14 protein-coding genes are annotated in these 17706 nt (G+C 72.1%); 7 read left to right on the forward strand and 7 right to left on the reverse strand.

The annotated features are described in order from the left end of the window. The first annotated feature begins 17 nt into the window (after nt 1-17). The 4 genes from ACZ5CW_RS20165 to ACZ5CW_RS20180 are packed head-to-tail and all read left to right on the forward strand — an operon-like array spanning nt 18 to nt 3408. A complete protein-coding gene (locus ACZ5CW_RS20165; RefSeq protein WP_468603123.1) occupies nt 18-761 on the forward strand; it encodes an enoyl-CoA hydratase family protein in 744 nt (247 codons plus the stop codon). Next, a complete protein-coding gene (locus tag ACZ5CW_RS20170) occupies nt 762-1613 on the forward strand; it encodes a CoA transferase subunit A (RefSeq protein WP_468603125.1) in 852 nt (283 codons plus the stop codon). After that, nucleotides 1610-2350 (forward strand): CoA-transferase subunit beta, encoded by a 741-nt coding sequence (locus ACZ5CW_RS20175; RefSeq protein WP_468603127.1) that lies wholly within the window; start codon nt 1610-1612, stop codon nt 2348-2350. Before ACZ5CW_RS20170 ends, ACZ5CW_RS20175 begins: the two co-directional genes overlap by 4 nt. Continuing rightward, complete coding sequence (locus ACZ5CW_RS20180) at nt 2350-3408, forward strand: NAD(P)H-dependent flavin oxidoreductase (protein WP_468603128.1); 1059 nt, start codon at nt 2350-2352, stop codon at nt 3406-3408. Before ACZ5CW_RS20175 ends, ACZ5CW_RS20180 begins: the two co-directional genes overlap by 1 nt. Here the strand turns inward: ACZ5CW_RS20180 and ACZ5CW_RS20185 are convergent. From ACZ5CW_RS20185 to ACZ5CW_RS20195, 3 genes are read right to left on the reverse strand one after another with little or no spacing between them, the layout of a single operon-like run. Beyond that, nucleotides 3392-4549, reverse strand: coding sequence for an acetyl-CoA C-acetyltransferase (locus tag ACZ5CW_RS20185; protein ID WP_468603130.1), 1158 nt, complete (start codon nt 4547-4549; stop codon nt 3392-3394). The two genes, ACZ5CW_RS20180 and ACZ5CW_RS20185, sit on opposite strands and share 17 nt — an antisense overlap. A gap of 26 nt (nt 4550-4575) precedes the next feature. Next, on the reverse strand, nt 4576-5187 hold the full coding sequence (locus tag ACZ5CW_RS20190; RefSeq protein ID WP_468603132.1) for a TetR/AcrR family transcriptional regulator: 612 nt from the start codon (nt 5185-5187) through the stop codon (nt 4576-4578). A 26-nt stretch (nt 5188-5213) separates the two neighbouring features. Continuing rightward, nucleotides 5214-5999, reverse strand: a complete 786-nt coding sequence (locus ACZ5CW_RS20195) for an SDR family oxidoreductase (RefSeq protein WP_468603134.1) — start codon at nt 5997-5999, stop codon at nt 5214-5216. 53 nt (nt 6000-6052) lie between these two features. Between ACZ5CW_RS20195 and ACZ5CW_RS20200 the strand changes: the two genes are divergently transcribed. Both ACZ5CW_RS20200 and ACZ5CW_RS20205 read left to right on the forward strand, forming a co-directional pair. After that, nucleotides 6053-7192, forward strand: coding sequence for an acyl-CoA dehydrogenase family protein (locus ACZ5CW_RS20200; RefSeq protein WP_468603405.1), 1140 nt, complete (start codon nt 6053-6055; stop codon nt 7190-7192). Beyond that, complete coding sequence (locus tag ACZ5CW_RS20205; protein ID WP_468603136.1) at nt 7192-8256, forward strand: acyl-CoA dehydrogenase family protein; 1065 nt, start codon at nt 7192-7194, stop codon at nt 8254-8256. The genes ACZ5CW_RS20200 and ACZ5CW_RS20205 overlap by 1 nt, the downstream gene beginning before the upstream one ends. Here the strand turns inward: ACZ5CW_RS20205 and ACZ5CW_RS20210 are convergent. Further along, nucleotides 8243-8968 carry a VWA domain-containing protein gene (locus tag ACZ5CW_RS20210; RefSeq protein ID WP_468603138.1) on the reverse strand — a complete coding sequence of 242 codons (726 nt, stop codon included), beginning with the start codon at nt 8966-8968 and terminating at the stop codon, nt 8243-8245. The genes ACZ5CW_RS20205 and ACZ5CW_RS20210 overlap by 14 nt on opposite strands. A gap of 321 nt (nt 8969-9289) precedes the next feature. On the opposite strand from ACZ5CW_RS20210, the gene ACZ5CW_RS20215 reads away from it, so the two are divergent. Continuing rightward, nucleotides 9290-10162 carry a chitosanase gene (locus tag ACZ5CW_RS20215; protein WP_468603140.1) on the forward strand — a complete coding sequence of 291 codons (873 nt, stop codon included), beginning with the start codon at nt 9290-9292 and terminating at the stop codon, nt 10160-10162. 120 nt (nt 10163-10282) lie between these two features. On the opposite strand, the gene ACZ5CW_RS20220 is transcribed toward ACZ5CW_RS20215, so the two are convergent. From ACZ5CW_RS20220 to ACZ5CW_RS20230, 3 genes are all read right to left on the reverse strand, one after another. Next, nucleotides 10283-11746, reverse strand: a complete 1464-nt coding sequence (locus ACZ5CW_RS20220; RefSeq protein ID WP_468603142.1) for a glutamate synthase subunit beta — start codon at nt 11744-11746, stop codon at nt 10283-10285. Beyond that, a complete protein-coding gene (gltB, locus tag ACZ5CW_RS20225) occupies nt 11739-16346 on the reverse strand; it encodes a glutamate synthase large subunit (protein ID WP_468603144.1) in 4608 nt (1535 codons plus the stop codon). The genes ACZ5CW_RS20220 and gltB overlap by 8 nt, the downstream gene beginning before the upstream one ends. 406 nt (nt 16347-16752) lie before the next feature. Then, nucleotides 16753-17484 (reverse strand): VIT1/CCC1 transporter family protein, encoded by a 732-nt coding sequence (locus ACZ5CW_RS20230; protein WP_468603146.1) that lies wholly within the window; start codon nt 17482-17484, stop codon nt 16753-16755. Nucleotides 17485-17706: the final 222 nt, after the last annotated feature.

A 17706-nucleotide genomic window follows, 5' to 3' on the forward strand; every position in this document is an offset into this window, starting at 1 on the left:
AGGTAGCTGATGCGTCCATGGGTGTCTCCACCTCGTCCCCGGAAAAGGGGATTTCGCTCGTCACGGTCGACTTCCCGCCGGTGAACGCGCTGCCGGTGGCCGGATGGTTCGCGCTGGCCGGGGCCGTGCGCGCGGCGGGCCGGGACCCGGAGGTCCGGTGCGTGGTGCTGGCCGCGGAGGGGCGCGGGTTCAACGCGGGCGTGGACATCAAGGAGATACAGGCGGACGGGCAGCGCGCCCTGATCGGCGCCAACCAGGGCTGTGCCGAGGCGTTCGCCGCGGTCTACGAGTGCGAGACGCCCGTCGTCGCGGCGGTGCAGGGCTTCTGCCTGGGCGGCGGGATAGGCCTGGCGGGCAACGCGGACGCGGTGGTGGCGAGCGAGGACGCCACCTTCGGACTGCCCGAGCTGGACCGGGGCGCGCTGGGAGCCGCCACCCATCTGGCGCGGCTGGTCCCGCAGCACCTGATGCGGGCGCTGTACTACACGGGGCGCACGGCGAACGCGGCCGAGCTGCACCGGCACGGCTCGGTCTGGCGCGTGGTGCCGCGTGCGGGTCTGCGGAGGGCGGCGCTGGAGCTGGCCCGGGAGATCGCCGCCAAGGACGGCCGGCTGCTGCGCATGGCCAAGGCCGCCATCAACGGGATCGATCCGGTCGACGTGCGCCGCAGCTACCGCTTCGAGCAGGGCTTCACGTTCGAGGCCAATCTCAGCGGGCTGGCCGACCGGGTCCGCGACACGTTCGGGAGGGAGGGCGCGTAGGTGGGCGACAAGACGATGACCGCCGAGGAGGTGGTCGCGCGGCTGGAGAGCGGCATGACGCTCGGCATCGGCGGCTGGGGGTCCCGCCGCAAGCCGATGGCCCTGGTCCGGGCGCTGCTGCGATCCGGGATCGGGGATCTCACGGTCGTCTCGTACGGCGGCCCCGATGTCGGCATGCTGGCCGCGGCCGGCCGGATCCGCAAGCTGGTCACGGCCTTCGTCACGCTCGACTCGATCCCGCTGGAGCCGCACTACCGGGCGGCGCGCGAGCGCGGCGGCCTGGAGCTGACGGAGGTCGACGAGGGCATGTTCCTGTGGGGTCTGCAGGCGGCGGCGCACCGGCTGCCCTTCCTGCCGGTGCGTGCGGGAGTGGGCTCGGACGTCATGCGGGTCAACCCGGACCTCAGGACGGTGACGTCGCCGTACGCGGACGGGGAGACGTTCGTGGCCATGCCGGCCCTGCGGATGGACGCGGCCCTGGTGCACGTCAACCGTGCCGACCGGCTGGGCAACGGCCAGTGCCTGGGCCCCGACCCGTACTTCGACGACCTGTTCTGCGAGGCGGCGGACGCGGCCTACGTGTCCTGCGAACGGATCGTGGACACGGCGGAGTTGACCAAGGAGGCGGTCCCGCGGTCGCTGCTCCTCAAGCGGCTCGCCGTGACCGGTGTGGTGGAGGCACCGGGCGGCGCGCACTTCACGTCCTGCGCGCCGGACCACGGCAGGGACGAGGAGTTCCAGCGGTACTACGCGTCCACGCCGTGGCCCGAGTTCGCCGGGCGGTTTCTCGGCCGGGACGAGGGCGCGTACCGGGCGGCGGTGCGGGAGTGGCGGAAGGAGCAGGGGCGATGAATGTCACCCGGGCCGAGTACTGCGTCGTCGCGTGCGCCGAGGCCTGGCGGGGTGCCGGGGAGATCCTGGCGAGCCCGATGGGCCTGGTCCCCTCGCTGGGGGCGCGGCTGGCCCGGCTCACCTTCGCGCCGGACCTGCTGCTGACCGACGGCGAGGCACTGCTGGTCCGCCCGGACGGGACACCCGAGGGCTGGCTGCCGTACCGGCAGCATCTGGCGCTGGTGGCGGGTGGGCGCCGGCACGTGATGATGGGCGCGAGCCAGATCGACCGGTTCGGCAACCAGAACATCTCCTGCGTCGGCGACTGGGCGCATCCCCGCCGGCAGCTGCTCGGGGTGCGCGGGGCACCGCTCAACACGCTGAACAATCCGACGAGTTACTGGATCCCCCGGCACTCGCGGCGGGTGTTCGTGGAGCGGGTGGACCTGGTGTGCGGGGTGGGGTACGACCGCGCGGCGGGACTCGGCGGCACGGCCCGCTTCCATCGCCTCGTCCGGGTCGTCTCCGACCTCGGCGTGTTCGACTTCGCGACGCCGGACCGGTCGATGCGGCTGGCCTCGCTGCATCCGGGGGTGAGCGTGGAGCAGGTGCGGGAGGCGACGGGATTCGCGCTCGCGGTGCCGGACGCGGTGCCGTACACCCGGGAGCCCGAGGCGGCGGAGCTGCGGCTGATCCGTGAGGTGCTGGACCCGGGCGGGGCACGCGCGCGTGAGGTGCCGGAGGGGGTGAGGGGCTGATGGAGACCGCGCTCACCCGGCTGGTCGGGGTCCGCCATCCGATCGTGCAGACGGGGATGGGCTGGGTGGCCGGACCGCGGCTGGTCTCGGCGGCGGCGAACGCGGGCGCCCTCGGCATCCTGGCCTCCGCGACGATGACGCCGGACCAGCTGCGCGAGGCGATACGGGAGGTCCGGTCCCGGACGGACGCGCCGTTCGGGGTGAACCTCCGGGCCGATGCGGGTGATGCGGGCGAGCGGGTGCGGATCATGCTGGAGGAGGGCGTCCGGGTGGCCTCCTTCGCCCTGGCCCCCTCGCGCGAGCTGATCACCCGGCTCAAGGAGGCGGGTGTGGTGGTCGTCCCGTCCGTGGGGGCGCGGCGGCACGCCGAGAAGGTGGCGGCGTGGGGTGCGGACGCGGTGATCGTGCAGGGCGGCGAGGGCGGCGGGCACACCGGCGAGGTGGCGACGTCCGTGCTGCTGCCGCAGGTGGTGGACGCGGTGCGGATACCGGTGGTGGCGGCGGGCGGCTTCTTCGACGGGCGTGGCCTGGTGGCGGCACTGGCGTACGGGGCGGCCGGGGTGGCGATGGGGACGCGGTTCCTGCTCACCTCCGACTCGACGGTGCCGGACGCGGTGCGGGCCAGGTATCTGGCGGCGACGGTCCGGGACGTCACGGTGACCCGGGCGGTGGACGGGCTGCCGCACCGGATGCTGCGCACGGAGCTGGTGGACGCGCTGGAGCGGTCGGGCCGCGTACGGGCGTTCGCCCGCGCGGTCCGGGAGGCGGCGGGTTTCCGGCGGCTGTCGGGGCTCACCTGGCGGCAGCTGGTCCGTGACGGGCTGGCGCTCAGGCACGGCAGGGAGCTGTCCTGGAGCCAGGTGCTGCTGGCCGCGAACACACCGATGCTGCTGAAGTCGGCGATGGTGGACGGCCGTACGGACCTCGGGGTGATGGCGGCCGGGCAGGTCGCCGGTGTGATCGACGACCTGCCGTCGTGCGCGGAGCTGGTGGGGCGGATCGTGACGGAGGCGGAGGAGGTGCTGGAGACGCTGAGCGGGCTCAGAGCCGTTCGATGATCGTCACGTTGGCCTGGCCGCCGCCCTCGCACATCGTCTGCAGGCCATAGCGGCCGCCGGTGCGCTCCAGTTCGTGCAGCAGGGTCGTCATCAGGCGGACGCCGGTGGCGCCGAGCGGGTGGCCGAGGGCGATCGCTCCGCCGTTGACGTTGACCTTGTCGGGGTCGGCGCCGGTCTCCTTGAGCCAGGCGAGGACGACCGGCGCGAAGGCCTCGTTGATCTCCACCAGGTCGATGGCGTCGATGGTCAGGCCGGTCCGGCGCAGCGCGTGTGCGGTGGCCGGGATGGGGGCGGAGAGCATGCGGATGGGGTCCTCGCCGCGTACGGAGAGGTGGTGGACGCGGGCGCGGGGGCGCAGCCCGTGGTCCCGTACCGCCCGCTCCGAGGCGAGCAGCAGGGCGGCGGCCCCGTCGGAGACCTGGGAGGAGCAGGCGGCGGTGACGGTGCCGCCGTCGAGGACGGGCCTGAGCGCGGCCATCTTCTCCAGGGAGGTGTCCCGGCGCGGGCCCTCGTCCACGGTGACCTCGCCGTAGGGGACGGTCTCGCGCTCGAAGCGGCCCGTGTCGATCGCCCAGATCGCCCGCCGGTGCGAGCGCAGGGCGAACTCCTCCTGGTCCTCCCGGCCGATGCCCCACCGGGCGGCGATCATCTCGGCGCCGGCGAACTGGTTGACGGGCTGGTCGCCGTAGCGGGCGCGCCAGCCGGTGCTGCCGTGGAAGGGGCCGTCGGTCAGGCCGAGGGGGGCGGCGGCCTGCCGGGAGGCGAAGGCGATGGGGATCTGCGACATGTTCTGGACCCCGCCCGCGACCACCAGGTCCTGGGTGCCGGAGAGCACGGCCTGCGCGGCGAAGTGCACGGCCTGCTGGGAGGAGCCGCACTGCCGGTCGACGGTGACGCCCGGCACCTCCTCGGGGAGTCCGGCGGCCAGCCAGCAGGTGCGGGCGATGTCCCCGGCCTGCGGCCCCACCGCGTCCAGACAGCCGAAGACGACGTCCTCGACGGCGGCGGGGTCGATTCCGGTCCGCCGCACCAGCGCGGTGAGCACATGCGCGCCCAGGTCGGCCGGGTGGACGGCGCCGAGCCCTCCTCCGCGCCGCCCGACGGGCGTACGGACCGCTTCGACTATGTAGGCCTCGGCCATGGCGACTCCCTCGGCTGGAACGGGTGTTATGCGCGTACGGCGATCCCGTCCAGCACCATCGACAGGTACTGGCGGGCGATCTCCTCCGGGCTGTGCTGTCCGCCGGGCCGGTACCAGGAGGCGGCGACCCACACGGTGTCCCGCACGAACCGGTAGGTGAGCCGCACGTCCAGGTCGGCGCGGAAGACCCGCTCGGCCACGCCGCGTTCCAGCGTGGACAGCCATGCCTTCTCGAACCGGCGCTGTGACTCGGCGAGGAAGGCGAACCGGTCCTGGTCGACGAGCTGTCTGCTCTCCTTCTGGTAGATCGCGACGGCGGCGCGGTGCCGGTCGATCTCCCGGAAGGACTCGGTGACCAGGGCCTGCAGCGTCTCGCGGGGGCCGAGTCCGGAGGCGAGGACGGTGTCGTAGCCGTCCCACAGCTCGTCGAGGAAGGTGCGCAGGATCTCCTCGAGCATCGACTCCTTGGAGTCGAAGTGGTAGTAGAGGCTGCCCGCGAGCATCCCGGCGTGATCGGCGATCTTGCGGACGGTGGTGGCGTTGTAGCCGTGCTCGGCGAAGACCTCGGCAGCGGTGCTGAGGAGTTCGCCGCGCCGGGCCGCCGCCGCGGTCACCTGGGGCTTCTTCTTGGTCGGCACGCACCCATTGTGGTCTGCCCCGGCCGTCAGGGATGCCGGCTGCTGACGGCGACGACCTCGCCGGTCATGTAGGAGGAGTAGCCGGAGGCGAGGAACACGATCACGTTGGCCACCTCCCAGGGCTCCGCGTACCGCCCGAAGGCCTCCCGCGCGGTGAGTTCCTCGAGCAGTTCGGCGGAGGTGACCTTCACCAAGTGCGGGTGCATGGCGAGGCTGGGGGCGACCGCGTTGACCCGCACGCCGTACGCGGCGGCCTCGATCGCCGCGCACCGGGTCAGTGCCATCACCCCGGCCTTGGCGGCGGCGTAGTGCGCCTGGCCTGCCTGGGCGCGCCAGCCGACGACGGATGCGTTGTTGACGATCACCCCGCCGCCGGTCTCGCGCAGGGCGCGCAGGGCCGCGCGCGTGCACCGGAAGGTGCCGTTCAGGGTGACGTCCAGGACGCGGGTCCACTGCTCGTCGGTCATGTCGACGAGATCCGACGTGCCGCCGAGGCCCGCGTTGTTGACGACGACGTCGAGCCGTCCGTGCTCGGCCACGGCCGCGTCGAACAGCGCCCGGACCTGCGCTTCGTCGGTGACGTCGCACGGCACGGCGGCCACCGCGCCCGGGAACTCGCGGCCCAGTTCGGCCGCGTGCTCCTTCAGCCGGCGCGGGTGGGCATCGCTGACGATCACGCGCGCGCCCTCCTCCAGGAACCGGCGCGCGGTCGCCCCGCCGATACCGGCACCGGCCGCGGCGGTGATGACGGCGGTACGTCCCCGCAGCAGTCCGTGCCCGGGTACGTAGGCCGGGCTCTCGACTCCTGTCATGGGGCCACGCTAACCTACCAAACACTTGTTAGGGAAGGACGGTGACAGCGACCGTGGACCTGACCCACTGCGAGGCCGACGAGGAGTTCCGCGCCGAGGCCCGGGCCTGGCTCGAGGCGCACGTGCCGCGCACCCCGCTGCCGTCCCTGGAGACGGCGGAGGGCTTCGCGGCACACCGCGCCTGGGAGGCCGAACTGGCCGCGGACCGCTGGTCGGTGGTGTCGTGGCCGGAGCGGTACGGCGGCCGGGACGCGGGGCTGCTGCGGTGGCTGGTGTTCGAGGAGGAGTACTGGGCGGCGGGCGCGCCGGGCCGGGTCGGCCAGAACGGCGTCAGCCTGCTCGCACCGACGCTCTTCGACCACGGCACGGAGGAGCAACGCGCGCGCGTGCTGCCGCCGATGGCCTCCGGCGAGGTGGTCTGGGCGCAGGCCTGGTCGGAGCCGGAGGCGGGTTCGGACCTGGCCTCGCTCACCTCCAGGGCGGTACGGACGGGCGGCGGCTGGCGGGTGAGCGGGCAGAAGACGTGGTCCTCGCGGGCGGCCTTCGCGGACCGGGCCTTCGGGCTGTTCCGCAGCGACCCGGCGGCGGGAAAGCCCCATCAGGGGCTGACCTACCTGATGTTCGATCTGCGCGCACCCGGCGTCACCGTCCGCCCGATCGCCCGCCTCGACGGCAGACCCGCCTTCGCGGAGCTGTTCCTGGACGAGGTGTTCGTGCCGGACGAGGACGTGATCGGCGAGCCCGGGCAGGGCTGGCGGATCGCGATGGCCACGGCGGGCAACGAACGCGGGCTCACCCTGCGCTCCCCGGGCCGCTTCCTCGCCTCCGCGGACCGGCTGCTGGGCCTGTGGCGGGCCGAGGGCTGTCCGGCGCACGAGCGGGAGAGGGTGGCCGAGGCGCTGATCGGCGCGCGCGCCTACCAGCTCTTCACCTACGCGGCCGCCTCCCGTTTCCTCGACGGTGCCCGGCTCGGCCCGGAGTCCAGCATGAACAAGGTCTTCTGGTCCGAGCTGGACCTCGCGCTGCACGAGACGGCGCTGGATCTGCTGGGAGCGGAGGGCGAGGCGGCGGACTCCGCCTGGTCCGAGGGGTATGTCTTCGCGCTCGCCGGCCCGATCTACGCGGGGACGAACGAGATCCAGCGCGACATCATCGCCGAGCGGCTGCTCGGCCTGCCGAAGGGACGCCGCTGATGCGCTTCCTCCCCGACGCCGGGCAGCGCGCGTTCGCCGACTCGCTGCACGCGATGCTGAGCGCGGCGCGGACCCCGTCGGTGGCACGGGACTGGAGTCGCGGTGACCTCACGAGCGGCCGTGCGTTGTGGTGCCGTCTCGCGGAGGCAGGGGTGTTCGAGCTCGCGGTCCCGGAGAAGTACGGCGGGGTGGGGCGGCACCCGGTGGAACTCGCCCTGGCGTGCGTGGAGCTGGGCCGGCACGCGGTGCCCGGTCCGGTCGCCGAGACGGTGGGCGCGGCGGTCCTGCTCGCCGCGCTGGACGATCCGGCTCCCGCCGAACGGCTCCTGCCCCGCCTGGTCTCCGGCGAGTCGCCCGCGACCCTGTCCCTGGACACGCCGTACATCCTGGACGCGGACGCGGCCGGCACACGGCTGACCGTGCGGGGCGGCCCCGACGGCGCGCGGCACTCCGCCGGCGGCAGCCGGCGACCCGTCGGCGGCGGCTCCGCGCAGGGCGGTGGCGGGCCCGCCGAACTGCTCCTCGCTCCTGCGCCCTCCGCCCCGGGGAGCCCCTGTCTCGACCCGGCACGCCGGCTCTTTCCCACCGCGACCGCCGGAGAACTCCTCGCCGCCGGTGCGCAGGTGGCCACCGCCGCCGGTCAGGCCCTCGACTGGGCCCGCCTGGCCACCGCCGCCCAGGCCCTCGGCATCGGCTTCGCCCTGCTCGACCAAACGGTCGGCCACGTCCGCCGGCGCACCCAGTTCGGCGTCCCCATCGGCTCCTTCCAGGCGGTCAAGCACCGCCTGGCCGACGCGAAGACCGCGCTCGAGTTCGCCCGCCCCCTGCTCTTCGGCGCGGCCCTGTCGATGCGCCCGGCGGACGTGGCCGCCGCCAAGCTCACGTGCTGCGAGGCGGCCCGCACCACCGCCCGCACGGCGCTGCAGCTGCACGGCGCGATCGGGTACACGGCGGAGTGCGACCTGTCCCTGTGGCTGACCAAGGCCCGCGCGCTGCGCACGGCGTGGGGCACGCCCGAGGAATGCCGGGACCTGGTCCTCACCGAGGCCCTCAGCCCCGGCTGATGAGGCCCGCGGCGCGTGCGGCCGTCAGCCAGCTGGGGAACTCGCCGACGAGACGGTCGTACAGCTCGTCGTCGGTGACCCGCCGCGGGTCCTGGCCGGCGTGGAAGAAGCCGGCGTTGTCCACGATCCGCTTGCCGGGCACCGCCAGCTCGTCCAGTCGGCGCAGGAACTCGAACTGCCGGCTGCCCGGGTCGCCGAAGCCGACGAACTGCCAGAACAGCGGGAGTCTCGCCGCCTTGCACAGGTAGCGTTCGGCGGCGAGCTTGTTGATCGGGCCGCCGTCGGTCTGGAAGACGACCAGGGCGGGGTCGGTGGCGCCGCTGTCGAGGTAGTGGTCGATGACGGCGTCCATCGCCAGGTGGTAGCTGGTCCTGCCCATGTGCCCGAGTCCGGCGGCGATCCGCCCGATGCGGCCCTCGTGTCCGTCGAGGGCGATGTCGGTGACCGCGTCGACGTCGGTGGAGAAGAACACCACCGGCACCCGTCCGTCGTCGTCCAGGTGGGCCGACAGGCCAAGTACCCGGTCGGCGAGGGCCTGCACGCTGCCGTCGGCGTAGTACGGCTTCATCGAGCCGGAGTAGTCGACCACGAGGTAGACGGCGGCCCGCAGCCCGTCCAGGCCGTGCTTGCGCAGGGACACCCCGGCCGAGCGGTAGGCGCCGGCGAGCGCGGGCGCGGTCTCCTCCACCTTGCGCAGACTGATCGCCGCCATGGTCCCCCCTCGGCCTTCCGGGGGCCGAGCCTACGTGATCACGGGCCCCGGGGGTCGCCGCTGTCACCATGGTTGGATATTTTGTTCGCCGCCGCCCCCACCGGCTCATCCCGTCCCATTTCTTCCTTCCGAGGAGCCGGCCGTGGCCGCCGAGTCCGTCGTGACCCCCTGCTTCCGCCATCCACAGGTGGAGCCCTACGTCCGCTGCACCCGCCCTGTCTGCCCGTCCTGCACGCCGGGCCGGGTCCGCGGGGCCCTGCCGGCTGCGCCGCCGGTCCTCGCCTGGGCCGAGGTCTCGGGTCTCCGGGAAGGCGCGGTCGCATGAGAAAGGCCGGAATCCTGCTGTTCGCGGCCGTGCCGGTGCTGGTCACGGCCGTGGTGTACGCCGTCGGTCCCGGCCAGTCCGGTTCCTCGGACGAGGGCAAGGACGTCTCGGCGAGCCAGGGGACGCGGGACGCGGACGAGGAGGTCATCGCCGACGCCCCGCCGGGGCTGGCCGCGCCCGCGAAGAAGGAACTGGCGCAACGGCTCGTGGCGAGCGCCGAGAACTCCACGCTGGACTGGCGGTCCGCGTACGGCTACATCGAGGACATCGGCGACGGGCAGGGCTACACCGCCGGCATCATCGGTTTCTGCACCGGCACCCATGACCTGCGCACCCTGGTCGAGCGCTACACCAAGGCCCACCCGGGCAACGGTCTGGCGAGGTATCTGCCCGCGCTGCGCAAGGTCGACGGCACGGACTCCCACGAGGGCCTGGACCCGGGGTTCACCGCGGCCTGGAAGGCGGAGGCGAAGGTCCCGGCGTTCCGCGCGGCGCAGGACGAGGAGCGCGACCGCGTCTACTTCGACCCGGCCGTCCGGCTCGCCAAGCTGGACGGACTGGGCACGCTGGGCCAGTTCGTGTACTACGACGCGATGGTCTTCCACGGCCCCGGCACCGGCCCCAACAGCTTCTACGGCCTGCGCGAACGCGCCATGAAGGAGGCCGACACCCCCTCCGACGGCGGCAGCGAGAAGAGCTACCTCGACATCTTCCTGGACATCCGCCGCAAGGCCATGAAGGCCAAGAAGGCCGGCCTGGACACGTCTCGCATCGACACGGCCCAGCGCCGGTTCCTCTACGACGGCAATCTGGACCTGCACACGCCGCTGGAGTGGCGGGTGTACGGGGAGACGTACAAGGTGCCGTAGCCGCGGGGGGTGGCGTGCGGACATGCAACGACGCCTGCCCAGGCGTCCGGTCGGGGACAGATGGGCAGGCGCCGTCTGGTGTTCCGTACGCCTTTGTACGGGACGTGTGTGGGTGAGCCGTCAGACCGCCAGGGAGCGGTCGGTCGGGCGGATCGGGGCCGGCAGGTCGCTGGCCCCGGTCAGGTGGCGGTCGACTCCGCGGGCCGCCGAGCGGCCCTCGGCGATCGCCCAGACGATGAGGGACTGCCCGCGGCCGGCGTCACCGGCGACGAACACACCCGGCACGTTGGTCTGGAAGTCGGCGTCGCGGGCGATGTTACCGCGCTCGTCGAGGTCCAGGCCGAACTGCTCCACCAGGCCGTTCTCCCGGTCGGTGCCGGTGAAGCCCATGGCCAGGGTGACCAGCTGGGCCGGGATCTTGCGCTCGGTGCCCGGCTTCTGGGTGAGCTTGCCGTCGACGAACTCGACCTCGGCCAGGTGCAGCCACTGGACGTTGCCGTCCTCGTCGCCCTCGAAGTGGGTGGTGGAGGCGGAGTAGATCCGCTCGCCGCCCTCCTCGTGGGCCGAGGTGACCTTGTAGAGGATCGGGAAGGTCGGCCAGGGCTGGCCGATCGCGTGCCGCTCCTCGTTCGGGCGGGGCATGATCTCCAGCTGGGTGACGGAGGCCGCGCCCTGACGGTGGGCGGTGCCCACGCAGTCCGCGCCGGTGTCACCGCCGCCGATGACGACGACGTGCTTGCCCTCGGCCGAGATCGGGGTGGTGACGTAGTCACCCTCCTGGACCTTGTTGGCGAGCGGCAGGTACTCCATCGCCTGGTAGATGCCCTGGAGTTCGCGGCCGGGGACCGGCAGGTCACGGGCGGTCGTGGCGCCGACGGCCAGGACGACGGCGTCGTACCGCTTCTTCAGGTCCGTCGCCTTCAGGTCGCGGCCGACCTCGACGCCGGTCCGGAAGCGGGTGCCCTCCGCGCGCATCTGCTCGATACGGCGGTTGATGTGCCGCTTCTCCATCTTGAACTCGGGGATGCCGTACCGGAGGAGGCCTCCGACGCGGTCCGCGCGCTCGTAGACGGCGACCGTGTGGCCGGCCCGGGTCAGCTGCTGGGCGGCGGCGAGGCCCGCCGGGCCCGAGCCGACGACCGCGACCGTCTTGCCGGACAGGCGCTCGGGGGCCTGCGGGGCGACGTCCCCGGTCTCCCACGCCTTGTCGATGATCGAGACCTCGACGTTCTTGATGGTGACCGGCTGCTGGTTGATGCCGAGCACGCACGCCGACTCGCAGGGGGCCGGGCAGAGGCGACCGGTGAACTCCGGGAAGTTGTTGGTCGCGTGCAGGCGCTCCTGGGCGGCGGCCCAGTCCTCGCGGTAGGCGTAGTCGTTCCACTCGGGGATCAGGTTCCCCAGCGGACAGCCGTTGTGGCAGAACGGGATGCCGCAGTCCATGCACCGGCTGGCCTGCTTGCTGATGATCGGCAGCAGGGAGCCGGGGACGTAGACCTCGTTCCAGTCCTTGACGCGCTCACCGACGGGACGGGACTTGGCGACCTCGCGGCCGTGGTTCAGGAAGCCCTTCGGGTCAGCCATTGATCGCCGCCTCCATCATCTTCTCGGTGATCTCGGTCTCGGAGAGACCGGCTCGCTCGGCGGCGTCCTTGGCGGCGAGCACTGCCTTGTACGTGCTGGGGATGATCTTGCTGAACCGCTGCACGGTCGCGTCCCAGTCGGCGAGCAGCTTCCCGGCGACCGTCGAGCCGGTCTCCTCGGCGTGGCGGCGCACCACGTCGTGCAGCCACTGCTTGTCCGTGTCGTCCAGCGCCTCGACCGACTCGACGTTGCCGACGTTGACGTTGTCGCGGTCGAGGTCGATGACGTAGGCGACACCGCCGGACATGCCCGCCGCGAAGTTGCGGCCGGTCGGGCCGAGGACGACCGCGTGACCGCCGGTCATGTACTCGCAGCCGTGGTCGCCCACGCCCTCGGATACGACCAGCGCGCCGGAGTTGCGGACACAGAACCGCTCACCGGTGCGGCCGCGCAGGAACAGCTCGCCGCCGGTGGCGCCGTAGCCGATGGTGTTGCCCGCGATGGTCGAGTACTCGGCGAGGTGGTCGGCCGCGCGGTCCGGGCGGACGACGATCCGGCCGCCGGACAGGCCCTTGCCGACGTAGTCGTTGGCGTCGCCCTCCAGGCGGAGCGTGACACCGCGCGGCAGGAACGCGCCGAAGGACTGGCCGGCGGAACCCGTGAAGGTGATGTCGATGGTGTCGTCGGGCAGGCCCGCGCCACCGAACTTCTTCGTCACCTCGTGGCCGAGCATGGTGCCGACCGTGCGGTTGATGTTGCGGATGGCGACCTGGGCGCGCACCGGCTGCGCCTCGGTCGCGTCGTTCCCGGCGAGGGCGTCGGCGGCGAGCTTGATCAGCTCGTTGTCCAGCGCCTTCTCCAGGCCGTGGTCCTGCTCGACGAGCTGGTGGCGGACCGCGCCCTCGGGCAGCGACGGCACGTGGAACAGCGGCTCCAGGTCCAGGCCCTGGGCCTTCCAGTGGTCGACCGCGCGCTCGACGTCCAGCACCTCGGCGTGGCCGACGGCCTCCTCGATGGACCGGAAGCCCAGCTCGGCGAGGATCTCGCGGACCTCCTCGGCGATGAACCGGAAGAAGTTCACCACGTACTCGGCCTTGCCGGCGAAGCGGTCGCGCAGGATCGGGTTCTGGGTGGCGATGCCGACCGGGCAGGTGTCCAGGTGGCAGACGCGCATCATGATGCAGCCGGAGACGACGAGCGGCGCGGTCGCGAAACCGAACTCCTCGGCGCCGAGCAGCGCGGCGATGACCACGTCACGGCCGGTCTTCAGCTGGCCGTCCGTCTGGACCACGATCCGGTCGCGCAGGCCGTTGAGCAGCAGGGTCTGCTGGGTCTCGGCGAGGCCCAGCTCCCAGGGGCCGCCCGCGTGCTTCAGCGAGGTCAGCGGGGAGGCACCCGTACCGCCGTCGTGGCCGGAGATGAGGACGACGTCCGCGTGTGCCTTGGACACACCGGCCGCGACCGTGCCGACGCCGACCTCGGAGACCAGCTTGACGTGAATCCGCGCCTGCGGGTTCGCGTTCTTCAGGTCGTGGATCAGCTGGGCCAGGTCCTCGATGGAGTAGATGTCGTGGTGCGGCGGCGGGGAGATGAGGCCGACACCCGGCGTCGAGTGACGCGTCTTGGCGACCCACGGGTAGACCTTGTGGCCGGGCAGCTGGCCGCCCTCGCCGGGCTTGGCGCCCTGGGCCATCTTGATCTGGATGTCGTCCGCGTTGACCAGGTACTCGGAGGTCACGCCGAAGCGGCCGGAGGCGACCTGCTTGATGGCGGACCGGCGGGCCGGGTCGTACAGGCGGTCCGGGTCCTCGCCGCCCTCGCCGGTGTTGGACTTGCCGCCCAGCTGGTTCATGGCGATGGCGAGGGTCTCGTGCGCCTCCTTGGAGATGGAGCCGTACGACATGGCGCCGGTGGAGAAGCGCTTGACGATCTCGCTCGCCGGCTCGACCTCGTCGATGGAGATCGGCTGACGCCCGCCGTCACCGGACTTGAAGCCGAACAGGCCGCGCAGCGTCATCAGGCGCTCGGACTGCTCGTTCACCCGGTCGGTGTACTTCTTGAAGATGTCGTAGCGGCCGGTGCGCGTGGAGTGCTGGAGGCGGAAGACCGTGTCCGGGTCGAACAGGTGCGGCTCGCCCTCGCGGCGCCACTGGTACTCGCCGCCGATCTCCAGCGCGCGGTGCGCGGGAGCGATGCCGGAGGCCGGGTAGGCCTTGGCGTGGCGGGCGGCGACCTCCCCGGCGATGACGTCGATGCCGACGCCGCCGATCTTGGTGGCGGTGCCGTTGAAGTACTTCTCCACGAAGGCCTCGTCCAGGCCGACGGCCTCGAAGACCTGGGCGCCGCGGTAGGAGGCGACGGTGGAGATGCCCATCTTGGACATGACCTTCAGCACGCCCTTGCCGAGGGCGTAGATCAGGTTGCGGATGGCCTGCTCGGGCTCGAGGCCGCTCAGGAAGGTGCCCGCGCGCAGCAGGTCCTCGACGGACTCCATCGCCAGGTACGGGTTGACGGCGGCGGCGCCGAAGCCGATGAGCAGGGCGACGTGGTGGACCTCGCGGACGTCGCCGGCCTCGACCAGCAGGCCCACGTGGGTGCGCTGCTTGGTGCGGATGAGGTGGTGGTGGACGGCCGCGGTGAGCAGCAGCGACGGGATCGGCGCGTGCTCGGCGTCGGAGTGCCGGTCCGACAGGACGATCAGGCGGGCGCCGTTCTCGATGGCCGCGTCGGCCTCGGCGCAGATCTCCTCGATGCGCGCGGCGAGCGAGTCGCCACCGCCGGAGACCCGGTACAGACCCGACAGGGTCGCGGCCTTGAAGCCGGGCATGTCGCCGTCGGCGTTGATGTGGATGAGCTTGGCCAGCTCGTCGTTGTCGATGACCGGGAAGGGCAGCACGACGGACCGGCAGGAGGCGGCGGTCGGGTCGAGCAGGTTGCCCTGCGGGCCCAGCGACGAGCGCAGGGAGGTGACCAGCTCTTCGCGGATCGCGTCCAGCGGCGGGTTGGTGACCTGCGCGAACAGCTGGGTGAAGTAGTCGAAGAGCAGCCGCGGGCGCTCGGACAGGGCGGCGATCGGCGAGTCCGTGCCCATGGAGCCGATCGGCTCGGCAGCGGTGCGGGCCATCGGCGCGAGGATGACGCGCAGCTCCTCCTCGGTGTACCCGAAGGTCTGCTGGCGGCGGGTGACCGAGGCGTGGGTGTGGACGATGTGCTCGCGCTCGGGCAGGTCGCCCAGCTCGATCTCACCGGCCTCCAGCCACTCCGCGTACGGCTTCTCGCCGGCGAGGGACGCCTTGATCTCGTCGTCCTCGATGATGCGGTGCTCGGCGGTGTCCACGAGGAACATGCGGCCGGGCTGCAGGCGGCCCTTGCGGACGACCTTGGCCGGGTCGATGTCGAGGACGCCGACCTCGGAGCCGAGGACGACGAGGCCGTCGTCGGTGACCCAGTAGCGGCCGGGGCGCAGACCGTTGCGGTCGAGGACGGCGCCGACCTGGGTGCCGTCGGTGAAGGTGACGCAGGCCGGGCCGTCCCAGGGCTCCATCATCGTGGAGTGGAACTGGTAGAAGGCGCGCCGGGCCGGGTCCATGGAGTCGTGGTTCTCCCACGCCTCCGGGATCATCATCAGCACGGAGTGCGGCAGCGAACGGCCACCGAGGTGGAGCAGCTCCAGCACCTCGTCGAAGGACGCCGAGTCGGAGGCGTCCGGCGTACACACCGGGAAGAGCCGCTCGATCGCCTTCTCGTCCGAGCCGAACAGGTCGGAGACCAGCTGGGACTCGCGGGCGCGCATCCAGTTGCGGTTGCCCTTGACGGTGTTGATCTCACCGTTGTGCGCGACGAAGCGGTACGGGTGCGCGAGCGGCCACGACGGGAAGGTGTTCGTGGAGAAGCGCGAGTGGACGAGCGCGACGGCCGAGCCGAAGCGGCGGTCGGACAGGTCCGGGAAGAAGGGCTCCAGCTGGCCGGTGGTCAGCATGCCCTTGTAGACGATGGTGCGGGCGGACAGGGACGGGAAGTAGACCCCGGCCTCCCGCTCGGCGCGCTTGCGCAGCACGAACGCCTTGCGGTCCAGCGCGATGCCCTCGCTGGCGCCGTCGGCGACGAAGATCTGACGGAAGACCGGCATGGTCGACCGGGCGGTGGCGCCGAGCAGCTCCGGCGCGACCGGAACCTCGCGCCAGCCGAGGACGGTGAGGCCCTCCTCGCCGGCGATGGTCCCGATCCGCGCGACGGCGTCCTCGGTCCCCTCCTCAGGCAGGAAGGCGATACCGACGGCGTAGGAGCCGGCGGCGGGGAGGTCGAATCCGGCCACCTCTCGGAAGAAGGCATCCGGCACCTGGGAGAGGATGCCCGCACCGTCGCCCGAGTCGGGCTCGGAGCCGGTGGCACCGCGGTGCTCCAGGTTGCGCAGCACGGTGAGTGCCTGCTCAACCAGCGTGTGGGACGCCTCGCCGGTCAGGGTGGCGACGAAACCGACACCACAGGCGTCGTGTTCGTTGCGGGGGTCGTACATACCCTGCGCAGCAGGGCGAGCATCCATGAACGACCAGTTCTGGCCATTCGCGGAATGCTGGGACGGCTGGCGCGGCGTACGCATCGGCTCTCCCGTCGTCGTCATGTGGCATGTGGCAAGTGCCGAGGGACGACGTTGGCCCTCTGCGTGGAGTGCAAAATTTCGTGCAGGTTACATGATGGAGCGGTTCTCGGGAACCGGATACTCCGTTCCAACATGCGGACACCACGGGGTCCGTGGCGGGGGTGCCGCACGGGGCGGCCCGGTGCCGCGCGAGGCGGCCGACGTATGAGGGGGACCGTCGCGGACGAGATCGGTCGGATCTTCGTCCGTCGGCCCGAAGGGGGCAGGGGGAGCGTCGTCGGCCCACCCAGCGGGGTGCGACAGGCGTCATTGCCCGCAGCGCTTACGGCTCATGCCCCGTGGTCACGCACTCGAAACCAGCGGGTAACGGCTACTTATGCGGCCCATCGCATAAGTAGCGGTCCAGCTATCCTACGGCCGTTCCGAACAGAGTGCCCAGGGCGTACGTCACACCGGCCGCCGCGCCGCCGAGCGCGAGCTGCCGCAGGCCGCTGTACCACCAGGTCCGCGCCGTCACCCTGGCCACGACGGCACCGCAGCCGAAGAGCCCGGCGAGGGCGAGCAGCACGGCGGGCCACAGCACGGTCGCGCCCAGCAGGTACGGCAGCACCGGCAGCAGGGCGCCGAGCGCGAACGAGCCGAAGGACGAGACGGCGGCGACCAGCGGCGAGGGCAGGTCACCGGGGTCGATGCCCAGCTCCTCCCGTGCGTGTATCTCCAGGGCCTGCTCGGGGTCCTTCGACAGCTGACGGGCGACCTGCCGGGCCAGCTCGGGCTCGACGCCACGCGCCACGTAGAGCGCCGCCAGCTCGTCCTCCTCGTCCTGCGGGTGCTTGCGCAGCTCACGGCGCTCGACGTCGAGTTCGGCCTCGACCAGCTCGCGCTGGGAGGCGACGGAGGTGTACTCGCCGGCCGCCATCGAGAAGGCGCCGGCGGCGAGGCCGGCGAGCCCGGTGATGACGATCGTCTGCTGGCCCACGGAGCCACCGGCCACGCCGGTCATCAGGGCGAGGTTGGAGACCAGGCCGTCCATCGCGCCGAAGACGGCCGGGCGCAGCCAGCCGCCGTTGACGTCGCGGTGCGTGTGGTTGTCGCGGTGCGCCTCGTGCAGCGCGGCCTCGGTGTCGATGATGGCCATGCGGGCCCCCCGGATAGCTTAGCCAAAGCTAACTTTGGACGAGTTCTACTTTTTGATAACCCCGAACCTACGCCGATAATTTCCCTTCCGCCAGCAAGGAAAGGCTGGGCTAACCTGCAGCTTTCGCCGCAATTGCTCATCCGTGATGATCTTTGCTCAGATGCCGAGTGGGTGACTCCGGACCCCCGGAGGCTCACCGGGGCGCCTCCCGTGGCACACATC

This window comes from Streptomyces sp. NPDC031379 (genome assembly GCF_055569615.1).

Coding starts and splice junctions, on each gene's coding strand:
- ACZ5CW_RS20175 (WP_468603127.1), top strand. CDS start 1,610: ATGAATGTCACCCGGGCCGAGTACTGCGTCGTCGCGTGCGCCGAGGCC.
- ACZ5CW_RS20185 (WP_468603130.1), bottom strand. CDS start 4,549: ATGGCCGAGGCCTACATAGTCGAAGCGGTCCGTACGCCCGTCGGGCGG.
- ACZ5CW_RS20195 (WP_468603134.1), bottom strand. CDS start 5,999: ATGACAGGAGTCGAGAGCCCGGCCTACGTACCCGGGCACGGACTGCTG.
- ACZ5CW_RS20220 (WP_468603142.1), bottom strand. CDS start 11,746: ATGGCTGACCCGAAGGGCTTCCTGAACCACGGCCGCGAGGTCGCCAAG.
- ACZ5CW_RS20205 (WP_468603136.1), top strand. CDS start 7,192: ATGCGCTTCCTCCCCGACGCCGGGCAGCGCGCGTTCGCCGACTCGCTG.
- gltB (WP_468603144.1), bottom strand. CDS start 16,346: ATGCGTACGCCGCGCCAGCCGTCCCAGCATTCCGCGAATGGCCAGAAC.
- ACZ5CW_RS20230 (WP_468603146.1), bottom strand. CDS start 17,484: ATGGCCATCATCGACACCGAGGCCGCGCTGCACGAGGCGCACCGCGAC.
- ACZ5CW_RS20215 (WP_468603140.1), top strand. CDS start 9,290: ATGAGAAAGGCCGGAATCCTGCTGTTCGCGGCCGTGCCGGTGCTGGTC.
- ACZ5CW_RS20180 (WP_468603128.1), top strand. CDS start 2,350: ATGGAGACCGCGCTCACCCGGCTGGTCGGGGTCCGCCATCCGATCGTG.
- ACZ5CW_RS20165 (WP_468603123.1), top strand. CDS start 18: ATGGGTGTCTCCACCTCGTCCCCGGAAAAGGGGATTTCGCTCGTCACG.
- ACZ5CW_RS20210 (WP_468603138.1), bottom strand. CDS start 8,968: ATGGCGGCGATCAGTCTGCGCAAGGTGGAGGAGACCGCGCCCGCGCTC.